Origin of the sequence: Glycomyces sp. MUSA5-2, from assembly GCF_037034145.1 — a bacterium.
GTDB classification, from domain to species: Bacteria; Actinomycetota; Actinomycetes; order Mycobacteriales; family Micromonosporaceae; genus Glycomyces; species Glycomyces artemisiae.
Genome location: NZ_JBAGKG010000003.1, coordinates 116,148 through 131,920 on the forward strand (window position 1 = coordinate 116,148; position 15,773 = coordinate 131,920).

General features: G+C 71.8%; 11 protein-coding genes. 6 read left to right on the forward strand and 5 right to left on the reverse strand.

Going from position 1 to position 15,773, the window contains the following annotated elements; translation table 11 throughout:
- Window positions 1-82 precede the first annotated feature (82 nt).
- From WA640_RS10795 to WA640_RS10810, 4 genes are all read left to right on the forward strand, one after another.
- Window positions 83-2,968 (forward strand): immunoglobulin-like domain-containing protein, encoded by a 2,886-nt coding sequence (locus WA640_RS10795; RefSeq protein ID WP_335987651.1) that lies wholly within the window; start codon window positions 83-85, stop codon window positions 2,966-2,968.
- 112 nt (window positions 2,969-3,080) lie between these two features.
- On the forward strand, window positions 3,081-7,415 hold the full coding sequence (locus WA640_RS10800) for a family 43 glycosylhydrolase (protein ID WP_335987652.1): 4,335 nt from the start codon (window positions 3,081-3,083) through the stop codon (window positions 7,413-7,415).
- 50 nt (window positions 7,416-7,465) lie between these two features.
- Window positions 7,466-8,083: a hypothetical protein gene (locus tag WA640_RS10805; RefSeq protein WP_335987653.1), complete on the forward strand. Its 618-nt coding sequence runs from the start codon at window positions 7,466-7,468 to the stop codon at window positions 8,081-8,083.
- Between the two features lie 53 nt (window positions 8,084-8,136).
- Window positions 8,137-9,168 (forward strand): WxL protein peptidoglycan domain-containing protein, encoded by a 1,032-nt coding sequence (locus WA640_RS10810; protein ID WP_335987654.1) that lies wholly within the window; start codon window positions 8,137-8,139, stop codon window positions 9,166-9,168.
- Here WA640_RS10810 and fahA read toward each other — a convergent pair.
- The 3 genes from fahA to WA640_RS10825 are packed head-to-tail and all read right to left on the reverse strand — an operon-like array spanning window position 9,165 to window position 12,396.
- Window positions 9,165-10,349 (reverse strand): fumarylacetoacetase, encoded by a 1,185-nt coding sequence (gene fahA / locus WA640_RS10815; RefSeq protein ID WP_335987655.1) that lies wholly within the window; start codon window positions 10,347-10,349, stop codon window positions 9,165-9,167. The genes WA640_RS10810 and fahA overlap by 4 nt on opposite strands.
- Window positions 10,346-11,233, reverse strand: a complete 888-nt coding sequence (locus tag WA640_RS10820) for a hypothetical protein (RefSeq protein ID WP_335987656.1) — start codon at window positions 11,231-11,233, stop codon at window positions 10,346-10,348. Before WA640_RS10820 ends, fahA begins: the two co-directional genes overlap by 4 nt.
- A complete protein-coding gene (locus tag WA640_RS10825; protein WP_335987657.1) occupies window positions 11,203-12,396 on the reverse strand; it encodes a homogentisate 1,2-dioxygenase in 1,194 nt (397 codons plus the stop codon). Before WA640_RS10825 ends, WA640_RS10820 begins: the two co-directional genes overlap by 31 nt.
- Before the next feature lie 200 nt (window positions 12,397-12,596).
- On the opposite strand from WA640_RS10825, the gene WA640_RS10830 reads away from it, so the two are divergent.
- Window positions 12,597-13,154, forward strand: coding sequence for a dihydrofolate reductase family protein (locus WA640_RS10830; protein WP_335987658.1), 558 nt, complete (start codon window positions 12,597-12,599; stop codon window positions 13,152-13,154).
- Window positions 13,155-13,158: 4 nt separating this feature from the next.
- On the opposite strand, the gene WA640_RS10835 is transcribed toward WA640_RS10830, so the two are convergent.
- Complete coding sequence (locus WA640_RS10835) at window positions 13,159-13,749, reverse strand: TetR/AcrR family transcriptional regulator (protein WP_335987659.1); 591 nt, start codon at window positions 13,747-13,749, stop codon at window positions 13,159-13,161.
- Between the two features lie 102 nt (window positions 13,750-13,851).
- Here WA640_RS10835 and WA640_RS10840 point away from each other — a divergent pair, with 102 nt between their 5' ends.
- Window positions 13,852-15,024, forward strand: coding sequence for an FAD-dependent oxidoreductase (locus WA640_RS10840; protein ID WP_335987660.1), 1,173 nt, complete (start codon window positions 13,852-13,854; stop codon window positions 15,022-15,024).
- Between the two features lie 8 nt (window positions 15,025-15,032).
- Here WA640_RS10840 and WA640_RS10845 read toward each other — a convergent pair whose 3' ends face one another.
- Entirely contained in the window at window positions 15,033-15,767 is a 735-nt protein-coding gene (locus WA640_RS10845; RefSeq protein ID WP_442904744.1) for a GTP pyrophosphokinase, read from the reverse strand.
- Window positions 15,768-15,773 lie beyond the last annotated feature (6 nt).

Sequence of the window (15,773 nt, forward strand, 5' to 3'; positions counted from 1 at the left end):
CGCGCACCGGATTCGCGAGGCGCCTGCGGCGACCCCTCCTCTTCCCATCGCACCGCCCATCTCAACGACGAGAGGCACCCCCTTGCACCCGCGATTCGCTTCCGCCTGCGCCACCGCCGCGCTGGCCCTGGGCCTGGCCGTCACGGCCGCCCCCGCCAGCGCCGCCGACGAGGCGCTCCTGCTCCACTACTCCTTCGACGCCGCGCCCGCCGACGGCATCACGATCGCCGACGAGTCGGGCCACGGCAACGACGGCCTGGTCCGCCAGACCGGCGCGGCCTTCACCGGCGGCGTCCTCTCGCTCCCCGGCGGCTCGGCCTCCAGTGCCGCCGCGTACGTGGAGATCCCGACCGCCGACCTCGTCGGCCGCCAGGACCTCACGATCTCCGCGTGGGTCGCCGACCGCTCCGGCGCCGCCAATGTCGCGGCCGCCTTCATCGGCGCCCCCGTCGCGTCGGGCGCGTCCTTCTCGGACGGCTACTGGCTCCTCAACCCCGCCAACCCGAGCGGCTACGTCAAGTCCGTCGTCACGAACTCGGTGAACGCCTCCGCGCCGTGGAGCACCGAGATCGGCGCGGGCGCGACGGGAACGCCGACCGCGGGCGTGCGGACCCCGGCCGGGGCCGCGCTCTACACCACCGTCATCGACGGCACGAACGGCACTCTCACGCTGTACGTCAACGGCGCCAAGACCGCCGAGCACGCGATCGCCCGCGACGTCGCCGACTTCGGCGCGAACCTCGTCGCCTACCTCGGCCGCTCCACCTACAACGACGCGTACTTCGCGGGCGACTTCGACGACCTCGCCGTCTACGGCTCGGCCCTCGACGCCGACGCGGCGCAGGCGCTCTACAGCGAAGGCGCCCTCGACCGCGCCGTCGCCTCGGTCTCGTTGCAGGCCAGCGCCACCGAGGATTTCGCGCTGCCCACTTCTTCTTACGGTGCGACGATCGACTGGGCCTCCGACGGCGACGCGATCGCGGTCGACGGCGGCACGGCGGTCGTGACGCGGCCCGCCCCCGGTTCCGGCGACGCGACGGTCACCCTGACGGCGACCTTCACCGCCGCGGGCCAGACACGCACCCGCACGTACACCGTGAGCGTCCCCGAGGACCTGACCGACACCGAGAAGGCCGACGCCGACCTGGCGGCCATCGCGATCCCGACCGCCGACGACGTGCGCACCAACGTGTCCGTGCCGACCGCGGGCGCCAACGGCGCATCGATCGAGTGGACCGTCCCTTCCGGTGCGCCCGTGGCGCTCCGCGACGGCGCGGCCGACGGCACGCGGACCCTCGTGGTCGACCGCCCCGCCGCGGGCGGGGACCCGGTGCCGGTAGTGGTCACCGCGACCGCCCGCATCGGCGACGCCGTCCGCGCCCGCGACTTCACGCTCACCCTCCAGCCGCTTCCCGCCGCGGGAGCCGAGGAGGAGGCGTACGTCTGGGCGTTCTTCACCGGCGAAGGCGCCGGGGCCGAACGCGTCAGCCTCGCGGCCTCGCGCGGCAACGACGCCCTGAGCTGGAACACCCTCAACGACGGCGAGCCGCTGTTCACCTCGACCCAAGGGACTCAAGGCCTGCGCGACCCGTTCATCATCCGCTCCGCGGAAGGCGACCGGTTCTACATGCTCGCCACCGACCTCAAAGTGGACGGCCTCGCGGGCGGCTTCGACACCGCGCAGCGCAGCGGGTCGCTCTACATCGAGGTGTGGGAGTCGAACGACCTCGTCAACTGGTCCGAGCAGCGCCACGTGAAGGTCTCCAGCGACTACGCGGGCAACACCTGGGCCCCCGAGGCGTACTGGGACGAGGAGCTCGACACGTACGTCGTCTACTGGGCCTCGAACCTCTACGACACCACCGACCCCGCGGACCGCACGGCCGTCACCTACAACCGCATGATGTACGCGACGACCGACGACTTCTCCACCTTCTCCGAGCCGCAGCCGTGGGTCGACGTCAAGCGCGGCACCGGCCGCGGCACCATCGACGCCACGATCGCGCAGGTGGACGACACGTACTACCGGTTCATCAAGGACGAGGCCTCGATGACCATCCGCCAGGAGCGCTCGGACGACCTGCTCGACAACGTGACCGGCTCGCTGCCGGGCACGACGGGCGCCGCCGACGAGTGGACGCTCGTGAAGGACCAGGTCGCCACCGGCCTGCCCAACGGCGAGCCGGGCGGCACGTTCACGCAGGGCGAGGGCCCGAGCGTCTTCCCCGCCAACGAAGGCGACGTCAACGGCTACGACTGGTACCTCTTCATCGACCAGCCCTCGTACCACGCCGGGCCGAACTACTACATCCCGTTCGCCACCGACGACATCGCCGACGGCGACGCGTGGGAGCCCGTGGGCTCGACCCTGCGCGACCAGCTGCCGGAGAACGCCGACGGCGGCAAGCCCCGCCACGGCACGGTCATCCCGGTGACCCGCGCCGAATATGAAGCGGTGCTCGCGGCCTTCGCGCCCGGTCTCGCCGTCACCGGGGCCGCGCCGATCAACGTGACCACCACCGCGGGCACGGCCCCGGTCCTGCCCGGCGCGCACCTCACCAAGGCCGACGGGTCCGAGCAGGACGTGGCGGTCGACTGGGACGCGATCGACCCTGCCCAGTACGCGCAGCCCGGCACGTTCACCGTGGCCGGCACGGCGCAGGACGACTCGCGCGCGCCCGTCACGGCCCAGGTCACCGTGACCGCGCCGCTCACGCTCGCCGCCTCCGTGCGGTGCGCCGGAGGCAAGGCCGTCGTGGTCGTCACCGCCACGAACACCAGAGACACCACTGTGGACGTGGTGCTCTCCTCCGGCTTCGGCGCCAAGACCGTGACCGGTCTGGCCCCCGGAGCCGCCGCGTCGGCCGCGTTCACCACGCGGCAGACCGCCGTCACCGCCGGAACCGTCACCGCGACCGCGGGCGGCGCCGCCATCGAAACCGCTTATCCCGCAACGACCTGCGGTTGAGCCTCGCGGCCCGACCCCCGGCCGGGCCGCAGAAGCTTGCCCGGTCCCTTTGACACCGTTAGTATCTGATACCGGTAACAATGATGTTGCCGCTTCCCTCGAAGGAGAGCGCATGGTCGCCTCAACCCGCGCGAGCCGGTTCACGCTCCGCTCCCTGGCCGCCGCAACGGCACTCGGCATAGCCGTCTCAGGGGCCACCGCGGCCCAGGCCGCACCGGACGACCACCTCGTCGCCCACTACGCGCTCGACGAGACCAGCGGCACGGTCGCCGCCGACAGCTCCGGGAACGGCCACGACGCCGTCATCGCGGGCGGCGCGACCCTCACCGGCGGCGAAGGCTTCCGCCTCGACGGCGCCGACGACCACGTCAAACTCCCGAACGACCTCCTCGCCGGGCTCACCTCGATCACCGTGAGCACCGAGGTCCTCGTCCGGGCCGAGCAGGGCACGCCGTACTTCATCTACGGCCTCGGCAACCCCGCGTCCTCCAGCTCCGGCACCGGCTACCTGTTCTCCACCGGCAACGCCTACCGCACCGCCATCACCACCGGCAACTGGTCGGGGGAGCAGAACACCACGAGCGGCGCGAACCTCGCACGCGGCGTGTGGAAGACGATCACCTACACCCTCGACGACGCCACCGACACCGCCACGGTCTACCTCGACGGCGTCCAGGTCGCGCAGAACACCGCCGTCACGATCACGCCCGCGCAGATCGGCGGCGGCACGACCACCGCGAACTACATCGGACGCTCCAACTACTCGGCCGACAAGTACCTCGCGGGCAGCGTGCGCGACTTCCGCATCTACGACACGGCGCTCACCGCCGCCGAGGTCGCGGCGCTCCAGCCCTCCGACGAGACCCGCGCGCAGCGCGACCTCGACGCGATCGACCTCGGCGACCTCGCGAACGTCACCGCCGACCTGACCCTCCCGACCGCGGCCCCCAACGGCTCCGCGATCACCTGGGCCAGCAGCGACGAGGCCGTCATCTCCGACAGCGGCCAGGTCACGCGACCCGCCAGCGGCGCAGCCGAAGTGACGCTCACCGCCACCGCCGTCAAGGGCTCGGCCACCGCCACCCGCGAGTTCACCGCCACCGTCCCCGCCACCGGCGAGGCCGACTACCAGGCCGACCTCGACGCGATCACCATCCCCGACGCGGACGACATCCGCGGCAACATCGACCTCCCGCAGACCGGCGCCGTCACCGGCGGCGCCATCGCCTGGACCGCGTCCCCCGAAGGCGTCGTCTCCACCGTCGCCGACGGCGACATCGCGCCCGGCGTCGTCACCCGCGGCGCCGCCGACCAGGACGTGGTCCTCACCGCGAGCGTCGGCGGCCTGACCCGCGAGTTCCCGCTCACCGTGCGCGCCGCGCACGAGCAGTCCGAGTACGAGGGCTACGCCTTCGCGTACTTCACCGGCAACACCGTCGCGGGCGAGAACATCCACTTCGCCGCGAGCGACGGCAACAACGCCCTCGCCTGGAACGAGCTGAACGGCGGCCTCCCCGTCCTGTCCTCGCAGTACGGCGAGCAGGGCCTGCGCGACCCGTTCATCATCCGCTCGCCCGAGGGCGACACGTTCTACCTCATCGCCACCGACCTCTCGATCGGCTCCGGCACCTCCTGGGACACCTCCCAGCGCCAGGGGAGCCGGTACCTCGAAGTGTGGGAGTCGCACGACCTCGTGAACTGGTCGGCGCAGCGGCACGTCCTCGTCTCGCCCGAGACCGCGGGCAACACCTGGGCCCCCGAGGCCTACTACGACACCGACCTCGGCGCGTACGTGGTGTTCTGGGCCTCGAAACTGTACGAAGAGGACGACCCGGCCCACACCGGGAACACCTACAACCGCATGATGTACGCGACGACCCGCGACTTCACCACCTTCAGCGAGCCGCGGATCTGGCAGGACGGCATGTCCCGCATCGACTCCACCGTCACCCTCGACGACGGCGTCTACTACCGCTTCACCAAGGACGAGGGCGCCGGGACCACCGGCTGCTCCGACATCATCCAGGAGTCCTCGACCTCGCTGCGCGCCCCGCTCGACGAGTGGACCATGATCGACTCGTGCATCGGCCGCGACGCCGGCACGAGCGCCGTCGAAGGCCCCTCGATCTTCCAGGCCAACCCCGGCGACGTCAACGGCGGCGGCAAGCACTACCTCTTCGTCGACGAGTACGGCGGCCGCGGCTACATCCCGCTGACCACCGACGACATCGCCACCGGCGGCTGGACCGTCGCCGAGGACTACGACCTCCCCGCGAGCCCGCGCCACGGCACCGTCATCCCCGTGACCGCCGACGAACTCGCGGGCCTCTACGAGGGCCGCGCCCCGATCTCCTCCAACGAGGACGGCCAGGTCGTGGACTACGACTTCGCGGGAGGCTCGGGCACGACCCTCGCCGACGCCTCCGGCAACGGCCGGGACGCGACGATCAACGGCGCCACCTGGAGCGACGGCGCACTGTCCTTCGACGGCACCGACGACTACGTGGACCTGCCCGACGACCTCATGGCCGGGCTCACCGACATCTCCGTCGACGCCGACGTGTGGGTCGACACCGCCCAGTCCGGCAACTACTTCATCTGGGGCCTCGGCAACACCGACGCCGCGGGCAGCGGGCGCGGCTACCTCTTCACCACCGGCAACGGCTCGTACCGCACCAGCATCACCACCAGCACCTACACGAACGAGCAGACCGTGAGCTCCGGCTCCGCGCTCCCGCGAGGCCGCTGGGCCCACCTCACCTACACGCTCCAAGGCGACACGGCCCGCCTCTACCTCGACGGCGTGCTCGTCTCCACCAAGGACGACGTCACCGTCGACCCCGGCGACATCTCCGGCGGCGAGACCTGGGCCAACTACCTCGGCCGCTCGCTCTACGAGCAGGACGGCCGCTTCAAGGGCAGGTTCCGGTCCTTCGCGATCTACGACCGCGCTCTGAGCCCGGGCGAGGTCCTCGACCGGGCGGGCGCCACGGGCGCCGTCACCGACGTGTCCCTCACCGACCCCGCTGCGCTCGCGACGGCCCCGCTCATCGACATGGACGCGCACACCGTCGTCATCCCGGTCGTCCCGGGCACCGACGTCGCCTCGCTCGCGCCGACGTTCACGACCGCCACGGGCGCAACGGCATCGCCCGCCTCCGGCACCGTCGTGGACCTCACCGAGCCCGTGCAGTACACGGTCACGTCGGGCGGCGAATCCACGGTGTGGACCTTCTCCGCCCAGATCGTGAACAGCCCGGTTCTGCCCGGCCTCTACGCGGACCCGAACATCGCCGTCTTCGGCGACACCTACTACCTCTACGCGACCACCGACGGCTACTCCGGCTGGGGCGGCAAGGACTTCTACGTGTGGTCCTCGAAGGACCTCGTCGACTGGACGCGCTCCGAGGAGCCGATCCTCACCCTCGACGGCGCGAACGGCGACGTCCCATGGGCCAGCGGCAACGCGTGGGCGCCGACGATCATCGAGCGCGACGGGAAGTACTACTTCTACTTCAGCGGCCACAACACCGCCTTGAACCGCAAGACCATCGGCGTCGCGGTCGCCGACAGCCCCGAGGGCCCGTTCACCGCCCAGCCGAACGCGATGATCCTCAACAACGAGGCGGTCACCTCCGGCCAGGCCATCGACCCCGCGGCGTTCCACGACCCCGTCACCGGGAAGTACTACCTCGCGTGGGGCAACGGCGGTCCGACGAACGGCCCGGTCATCGCCGAGCTGAACGACGACATGACGTCGATCAGACCCGGCTCCTACAAGCGGATCTCGGGCCTGACCGACTTCCGCGAGGGCATCTTCCTCAACTACCGCGAGGGCCTGTACCACCTGACGTACTCCATCGACGACACCGGCTCGGAGAACTACCGCGTCGGATACGCGACGGCGACGAGCCTCGACGGACCGTGGACCTACCGCGGCGTGATCCTCCAGAAGGACCCCTCGCTCGGCATCCGCGCCACCGGCCACAGCTCGATCATCAACGTGCCCGGCACGGACGACTGGTACATCGCCTACCACCGGTTCGCGCTCTCCGGCGGCGACGGCACCCACCGCGAGACCACGATCGACGCCCTCGACATCGGCGAGGACGGCCTGTTCCAGACCGTCGAGCCGACCCTCACCAGTGTCGCACCGCAACCCGTCGGCCCCGAAATCTCGGTCACGCTCGGATCGCGGTGCGTCGCAGGAAAAGTCGTGCTCACCGTGCAGGTGGGCAACGACAGCGACCGCACCGTGGGCCTCCGCGTCTCGACCCCCTACGGCGACAAGACGTTCCGAGCCCTCGGCTCCGGCGGCGTCCTGTCGAGCGCGTTCACGACCCGCGCGGCAGCGGTCGCCGCGGGAACGGTGACCGTGACCGCCACCGACACCGACGGCAACTCCTTCACGCGGACGACCGCGTACGCCGCCGCGTCATGCGGCTGAATCCGGGGGGCGAACCGCGCCCCCCGGTCCGATCCTTGAAAGGACCCCTGATGAATCGTGGAATGGTGAAACGGGCCTCGGTGGCCGCGGTCGGCGGCGCGATGCTCGCCGGCGTCGCGGGCGCGGCGTTCGCGCAGGACCAGGTCGGCTCCGGCTCCGACGTGGACGTGAACGTGGCGATCGAGGACCTCGACGAAGGCGTCCTCGCCATGAGCGTCGACGGCACGACGGCGACCCTGGTGGAGGACGGCTCGACCGGCACGGTCCGCCAGTTCACCGGCGACCTGCCCACCGTGACCGTGACCGACACGCGCTCGGCCGACGAGATCCCCGACGGCGCGTTCTGGTGGGTCGAGGGCACGGCGTCGAGCTTCACCGGCGACGCGGGCCAGGACCCCATCGGCGCCGAGAACCTCGGCTGGTCGCCGACCCTCGCCGACGACGGCTCCGGCGCCGTCGCGGTCGGCCCCGACGTCGCCCCCGCGCTCGACACCGAAGCGGACCCGAACAACGTCGGCCTCCAGGGCCGCGAACTCCTCGCGATGGCCCTCACCAGCGACGAGGCGATCGGCACCTGGCAGGCCGGCGCGGAACTCACCTTGCAGGTCCCCGCCGACACCGAGCCCGGCGACTACACCTCGACGATCACCCTGTCCCTGTTCGAATGAGGACCCGGCGGGCACCGCCGGGTGCCCGCCGCCCGACCACCGAAAGGCCGACGATGGCTTCCCCGACACCCGCGGCCCGCGCCCTGCTCCTCGCCGCGGCGTCCCTGCTGCTGGCGGCCGCTCCCGCCACCGCGCAATCGGACGGCGAAGGCACCGTCACGTGGTCGGTCCGCCCCGCCGACGCGTCGGGCGAGGACGGCCGCGCCTGGGTCGAACAGGAACTCGACCCGGGCGAGGCCGCGACCGAGTACATGGCGGTCCACAACCTCTCCGACACGGAGGTGGTGTTCCGCCTCTCCGCGGCCGACGGCTTCTTCCAGGACAACGGCCGCTTCAGCATGCTGCCCTCCGATGAGCCCTCAACGGACGCAGGGCTCTGGATCGAGGTGCAGGAGGAGGTCGCGGTCGGCCCCGACGAGACCGCCGTCGTGCCGTTCACGACCACCGTGCCCGACAACGCGACCCCCGGCGACCACGCCGCGGGCATCGCCGCCTCCGTACTGTCGGAGCAGGCCGGCGAGGACGGCGCCACCGTGGGCGTGGAGTCCCGCGTCGGCTTCCGCGTCATGACCCGCGTGACCGGGGCGCTGGCGCCCTCCGCCTCCATTGAGGACGTGTCGTCCTCGTACGCCCTGTCGTGGAACCCACTCGCCCCCGGCCGGGCGCAGGTGACGTTCACGGTGGTGAACACCGGCAACGCCCGCCTCCTGGTGACCGGCGCCGCGACTGCCGCCGGTCGGGAGGCCGCGTTCCCCGGCCCCGAGGAGATCGACCAGGAGCTGATGCCGGGGGATGAGCGCCGCTTCACCGTCACCGTGGACGACGTGTGGCCCTCGGTGTTCGTACCCGCCACGCTCAACGTGACCCCGGTTGTGGCGGGCGAAGGCGAAGGCACCCCGGTCGACACGGCCACGGCCGACGCCGGATTCTGGGCCGTCCCGTGGCCGCAGCTCATCGCGCTGGCGGGCATCGGCCTGCTGATCGGGTCGAGCCTGTGGGGCCGCCGCCGCTCCAAGGCCCGTCTCGAACACCTCCTCGAAGAGGCCCGCGAGGAAGGCCGCCGCGAGGCGGCCGAACCGGTCTAGGGCCCGTCCGAGACCGCGGGCAGGATCGTTCCGGCGACCGTTCCGAAGCCGATCCGGGCGCCGTCCGGGCCGGGAGCGGTCGCACTGATGACGACCTCGTCGCCGTCGAGGAGGAACGTGCGCTCCTCGCCCTTGACGGTGACCGGTTCGGTGCCGCCCCAGGTGAGTTCGATGAACGCGCCCCGTTGGTGCTTCGCGGGGCCCGAGATCGTGCCGGAGGCGAAGAGGTCGCCGGTGCGGGTGGAGGCGCCGTTGACGGTGAGGTGGGCGAGCATCTGGGCGGGGGACCAGTACATCTCGCGGTAGGGCGGGCGGGAGACGCGCTCGCCGTTCCATTCGACGTCGAAGTCGACGTCGAGGCCCCAGTCCTCGCCGCCGCGCAGGTACGGCAGCGGGGCGGGGATCTGGCCGGGGAGCGGCACGCGGGCGTGTTCAAGGGCCGCAAGGGGAACGACCCACGGGGACACCGAGGTCGCGAAGCTCTTGCCGAGGAACGGGCCCAGCGGCACGTACTCCCAGGCTTGCAGATCGCGGGCGGACCAGTCGTTGACCAGGACCGCGCCGAAGACGTGCTCGGCGAAGTCGTCGACGTCGATCCGCCGCCCCAGCGCCGATCCGGTGCCGACGACGAATCCGAGTTCGGCCTCGATGTCGAGCCTGCGGCTCGGTCCGTAGGTCGGGGCCGCCTCGTCAGGGGCTTTGCGCTGCCCGCAGGGGCGCACGACGCCGGTGCCGGAGACGACCACCGTGCCCGCGCGCCCGTGGTACCCGACCGGGAGGTGCCTCCAGTTGGGCATCAACGGTTCCTGGCCGGGCCGGAACAGGCGGCCGAGGTTCGCGGCGTGGTGCTCGGAGGCGTAGAAGTCCACGTAGTCGCCGACCTCGAACGGCAGGTGCATCCGGACCTCGCGCAGCGGGTGCAGCGCCTGCTTCGGCACCTGGCCCTCGACGGCGGCGCGGAGGCGCACGCGCGCCTCGGCCCAGCGCCGGGGCCCCTGCGCCATGAACGGGTTCAGCGTGGGGGCCGCGAACACCGGGTCGTCCAGCAGGAGCGACAGGTCGGCGACGGTGTCGCCGACGCGCACCCCGACCCGCCGCGTTCCCTCCTTTGTGGAGAACACGCCGTAGGGCAGGTTGTCGGGCCCGAACGGCGAGCCGTCCGGGATCGCGATGCGGCTCATGCAATTCCCTCATGGTGGTGGTCGGGGACGCCGACCAGGCCGAGGCCGATCAGCTCGTCGAGCGGTTCGGTGATGCTGCACGTGCCGAACGACGTGAACGCCGCCCGCGCGTCCCGCACCCGCGCCTCGGTCAGGTCGGCCACGTGGTCCGCGACGGCGTCGTCGTCGCGTTCGGCCAGCAGCGCACGAGCCTCGGTCTCCGTGCCGCCGTGCAGGAGCGCGTCGGTGGCCAGGAGCAGATTGAGGAACCCGTGCTGCTCGAAACCGTGGGCGGCGTCGGTGTTCCGCACCGCGTGGTGGAGTCCCGCGGTGGCCTTGAACGGCAGCCCGACCGCGACCGCCGCCGCGATGCCCTCGGCGAGTTCGGCCTCGCCGGGGTACAGCTCGGCGCGGACGCCGCCGGTGCGGAACTTCGCCTTGCACCCCTTGGGGATCGCCGCGATGAGCGGCAGCCGCCGCCCGTCGCGCGGCACCTCCACGCATACCTCCAGATCGGGGGCGTCCTCCAGTGCCGCGTCGAGGTCCGCGAGGAACGCCTCCGGCGCCGCGCCCTCGGGCACGGCGACCTCCAGCGAGCGGACCTCGACCGGCAGCAGCGCCGCGTTCCCCAGGGCCGCGGGGATGCCCGCGAGGCCGTCGGGGAACGTCACCGCGAGCGGCAGGACCGGGTCCCCCGCGGGCAGCAGCGGCGCGAGCCGGGGGAGCGCCGACGCCGGGAGCACCAGGGGTCCGACGAGACCGGCGTACCAGACGCGCCGCCGCGCCCCGTACGCGCGGACCGCGAGCGCCAGCGGCGCGTTCCCCGGCGGGAAGACCGCGGCGTCGTCGAAGAGGCCGACCGTGAACGCGGGGATCAACGCGGCCCCCGGCCCGCCCACGTCCACGCGTACCCCGGGTCCTCGCTGGCCGCGGCGCCCTCGCCGAGCTCTAGTGGCCGGAACGTGTCGACCATGACCGCCAGCTCGTCGAAGAACTCCGCGCCGAGCGACCGCTCCATCGCCCCCGGCTGCGGGCCGTGGCTGTGCCCGCCCGGGTGCAGGCTGACCGAGCCCTGCCCGATCCCCGATCCCCTGCGCGCCTCGTAGTCCCCGCCGCAGTAGAACATCACCTCGTCCGAGTCCACGTTGGAGTGGTAGTACGGGACGGGGACGGCCAGCGGGTGGTAGTCCACCTTGCGCGGCACGAAGTTGCAGATCACGAAGTTCCGCCCCTCGAACACCTGGTGCGCGGGCGGCGGCTGGTGCACGCGGCCGGTGATCGGCTCGAAGTCTTCGATGTTGAACGTGTACGGGTACAGGCACCCGTCCCAGCCGACCGCGTCGAACGGGTGGGTCGCGTACACGTACCTGGTCCCGGTGATGCCGCGCGACCCGCGATGCTTGACGAGCACCTCGACGTCCTCGCCCTCGACGGTGAACGGCTCGTCCGGTCCGTGGAGGTCCCGCTCGCAGAACGGGGCGTGCTCCAGCAGCTGCCCGTACCGCGACAGGTACCGCTTCGCGGGCGTGATGTGCGAGTTCGCCTCGATCGCATACAGCCGCAGCGGCTCCGGCCCGGCCGGAACCCACCGGTGGGTCGTCGCGCGGGGGATGACGACGTAATCCCCCCGGCGCGCGCTCAGCACCCCGAACACCGTCTCCACGGCCGCCGCCCCCGACTCGACGTACACGCACTCGTCCCCGACCGCATTGCGGTACAACGGCGACACCTCGCCAGCGACCACATAGGAGATCCGCACGTCCGCGTTGCCCAGCACGAGCCGGCGCCCGGTGACCGCGTCGACCGCCTTCCAGTCCGGCTCGGTCAGCTCGTGCAGCTTGAAATGCCGAGGCTTGAGCGGCCGGTGCTCCTCCGTGGCCTGCCCCGGCACCTCCCACTCCGACGCGTCCACGATCGCCGAGGGGATCCCGGAGTGGTAGAGCAGCGAGGAGTCCGAGGAGAACCCCTCCTCGCCCATGAGCTCCTCGCGGTACAGGCCGCCGTCGGGCATGCGGTGCTGGGTGTGCCGCTTCGGCGGCACGCTCCCGATGCTGCGGTAGTACGCCAAGTCGCCTCCTCCATCCGATGACGCGCTAAGGACACCGCATCCGCCAGACATTGGCAAGAGTGCCGCCTCCGACTGGTAGATCAGTGCACTTCATGCCAGCGAAACCGCGAACCGACTGGACAATCCGACCACCCGAACGGCCCCCGCCGCGCCACCGCGAAGACCCGGCCCGTGTCGGCCCCCGTTGCTACGCTCCGGCCATGGGAGCTCTCAGATACTCGATCAACGTCACTGTGGACGGCTGTGCCGACCACCGCACCGGCATCGCCGACGACGAACTGCACGAATACTCGGCCGAGATCCTCGACCGCGCCGACGCCCTCCTCTTCGGCCGCGTCGTCTACCAGATGATGGAGGAGGCCTGGCGGCTGCCGGAATCCGGCGACCTGCCCGACTGGATGACCCCCTCGCTCGCGGAGTTCGCGCGGGCCATCGACGCCAAGCCCAAGCACGTCGTCTCCAGCACCCTCGCCGACCCCGACTGGAACGCGCAGCTCGTGGAAGGGGACCTCGTCGAATCCGTGCGGCGCCTCAAGGACGAGTACACGAACGGCCTCTACGTCGGCGGCGTGACCCTGCCGCTCGCGCTGGCCGACGCCGGGCTCATCGACGAGTACGAGTTCATCGTCCACCCGCGCATCGCGGGCCACGGCCCCACGCCGTTCAAGGGCCTCGCCGCCTACGTCGACCTGGAATTGGTGGGCCGCCGGGAGTTCGCCTCGGGCGCGACCGCGCTGCGGTTCGAGCCGAAGCGCTAGCGGGTCAAAGGGCGCCGTGCGCCCCCGCGGTGCCCGCGACCAGCGCCGTGACCGCGTCCCGCAGCCGTTCGGCGTCCGCCGACCCGGCGAGGACGAGCCGGTGCAGCACGCTCACCGCGGCCAGCGCCAGCGCCGCCGGATCGGCCGCCTCCGCCAAGCGGCCCAGGCCTTGTTCCGCCGCGAGGTATTCGGCGGCGGCGCGCTCGACCGCGTCGAAGCCCGAGCCGCCCGCGCCCAAGACGTCCTCGACCCGTGCCGTCAGGTCGGGCCGCATCGCCAGCAGCCGCGCCAGAGCCGTGAGCCCCGGCCGCGGCAACGCGGCGAGCCCGTCGGCGAGGTTCGTTCCGACCTCGCCGGTGCCGACGCGCTCATGGAACGCGGGCGCGGCCGCGATCGTGAAGGACCGGTCGACCGCATAGGCGGCCAGGAACCCGTCGAAGTCCGCGAAGTGCGTGTGGATCAGCCCGGTGGCGACCCCGGCTTCCGCCGTCACGGCCCGCCCGGAGAGCTTCGCCGCGCCCTCGCGCAGCACCACGGTGTCCGCGGCGGCGAACAGATGCTGCCTGAGCTGGGGGATCGCGATTCCTCGGGGCACGCGCTCCAGTGTATCGACGCGAGGCCCGACCCGCGCGCAACTAGAATGAGCAGTCGTTCATACTGAGAATGAACACATGCTCATACTCGTGAGGAGACGCACATGGGAACCCCGGGACAGCGGCGCGCGCTGATCGTCGGCGCGGGCATTGCCGGTCTGGCCGCCGCCCTCCGCCTGCACCGCGCCGGATGGCGCACGCTCGTGGTCGAGCGCGCCCCCGAGCGCCGCAGCGGCGGCTACATGATCAACCTGGTCGACGGCGGCTTCGACGCCGCCGAGCACCTCGGCCTCGTCCCAGCGCTCAAGGAGCGCGACCTGGGCCTGTTCACCTCGATCATCGTGAGCGCCGACGGCACCGCGAAGTTCGCCGTCCCCGAGGAGATCGTGGCCGCCGCGGTCGGGCCCCGCGCCCTCACGGTCTTCCGCGGCGACCTCGAAACCGTGCTGTACCAAGCGGTCCGAGACACCGCCGAGTTCCGCTTCGGCACCACCGTCACCGCGATCGACCAGGACTCAGGCGGCGTCACCGCGGTCCTCTCGGACGGCCGCACCGAGCACGCCGACCTCCTCGTCGGCGCCGACGGCCTCCACTCCGCCACCCGCGCGCTCGTCTTCGGCCCTGAAGCCGACCACCTGGTCGACATGGGCCACATGGTCGGCGCCCTCCCGCTCGACGGGCCCCCACTCGGCCTGGATGAAGGCACCGGCACCACGTACATCGGCGTCGGCCGCACCGCCGCCCTCATCAGCCTCGGCCCCGGCCGGTCCTCCGCGTTCTTCGCCTACCGCACCGACGACACCGCCGCGCAACTCGAACTCGGTGCGGCCCAAGCGCTCTCGACCGCGTTCGGCGACCTCGGCGGCGGCGTCCCCGACGCCCTGCGCCGCCTGCGCGAGAATCCGGACCCCGCCTACTTCGACTCCGCGTCCCAGATCCGCATGGACGCGTGGAGTCGCGGCCGCGTCGTCCTCCTCGGCGACGCCGCCTGGTGCGTCACCCTCTTCGCCGGATACGGTGCGGCCCTGGCGATGAGCGGCGCCGACCGCCTCGGCGACGCCCTCGAACGGGAAGCCGGCATCCCAGCTGCACTGTCCTCATGGGAGACGGATCTGCGCCCCGAGGTCCGCAAGCGGCAGGCCCTCGCCCGGCGCGGCATGGTCCAGTTCGCGCCGCCCACCAAGGGCCACATCTGGATGAACGAGACGGCGATGCGCGCCATGCGCCTGGCCCCCGTCCGCAAGCTCATGGCGCGGGCGGCCCGCACCGCCAAGTAGCGGAAGGGTCAGTTCGCCTCGGCGTGCCGCTGCGAGAGCTCCCAGAGGCGCTGGAGCAGGGCCTCGTCGAGCTCGGTGCTGGCGGGCTCGTTCGCGATGGCGGCGGGGGAGCCGTGGACCTCGGCGTGGAGCTGTTCCATGCGCCGGTCGAGGTGCTCGGCCGCCGCCGCGGCCTCGGAGAGCTCGTCGGCCAGGTGCGCGGGCACCGCGCCGTCGTACTTGTAGAAGATCTTGTGCTCCAGGCTCGCCCAGAAGTCCATCGCGATGGTGCGGATCTGGACCTCGACGGTGACGGGCACGGGCCCGGTGGAGAGGAACACGGGGATCTCGATGATCGCGTGGAGGCTCTTGTACCCGTTGGGCTTCGGCTGCGCGATGTAGTCCTTGACGGTGAGCACCCGCACGTCGTCCTGGGAGGTGAGCGCGTCGAGCACCCGGTAGGTGTCGGCGATGAAGCTGCACGTGATGCGCACGCCCGCGATGTCGGTGATGTGCTCGCGGATCGAGTCGAGCGAGGGCGCGAGGCCGCGCCGGGCGACCTTGTCGAGGATGCTCTCGGGGGACTTGATGCGCGAGGTGATGTGCTCGATGGGGTTGTACCGGTGCAGGTAGAGGAACTCCTTGCGCAGGATGCCCACCTTGGTGAGCACTTCCTCCACGCCGAACTGGTACGCCATCATGAAGCGGGAGAAGTCCTCGCGCATCTGGCGGGCGTACGCGACCATGTGCGCGTCGGGCGCCATGCTCTC

Excerpts from the sequence above, each read along its gene's own strand:
- WA640_RS10805 (WP_335987653.1), top strand. The coding sequence starts at position 7,466 with ATGAATCGTGGAATGGTGAAACGGGCCTCGGTGGCCGCGGTCGGCGGC.
- WA640_RS10800 (WP_335987652.1), top strand. The coding sequence starts at position 3,081 with ATGGTCGCCTCAACCCGCGCGAGCCGGTTCACGCTCCGCTCCCTGGCC.
- WA640_RS10845 (WP_442904744.1), bottom strand. The coding sequence starts at position 15,767 with ATGGCGCCCGACGCGCACATGGTCGCGTACGCCCGCCAGATGCGCGAG.
- WA640_RS10810 (WP_335987654.1), top strand. The coding sequence starts at position 8,137 with ATGGCTTCCCCGACACCCGCGGCCCGCGCCCTGCTCCTCGCCGCGGCG.
- WA640_RS10830 (WP_335987658.1), top strand. The coding sequence starts at position 12,597 with ATGGGAGCTCTCAGATACTCGATCAACGTCACTGTGGACGGCTGTGCC.
- WA640_RS10840 (WP_335987660.1), top strand. The coding sequence starts at position 13,852 with ATGGGAACCCCGGGACAGCGGCGCGCGCTGATCGTCGGCGCGGGCATT.
- fahA (WP_335987655.1), bottom strand. The coding sequence starts at position 10,349 with ATGAGCCGCATCGCGATCCCGGACGGCTCGCCGTTCGGGCCCGACAAC.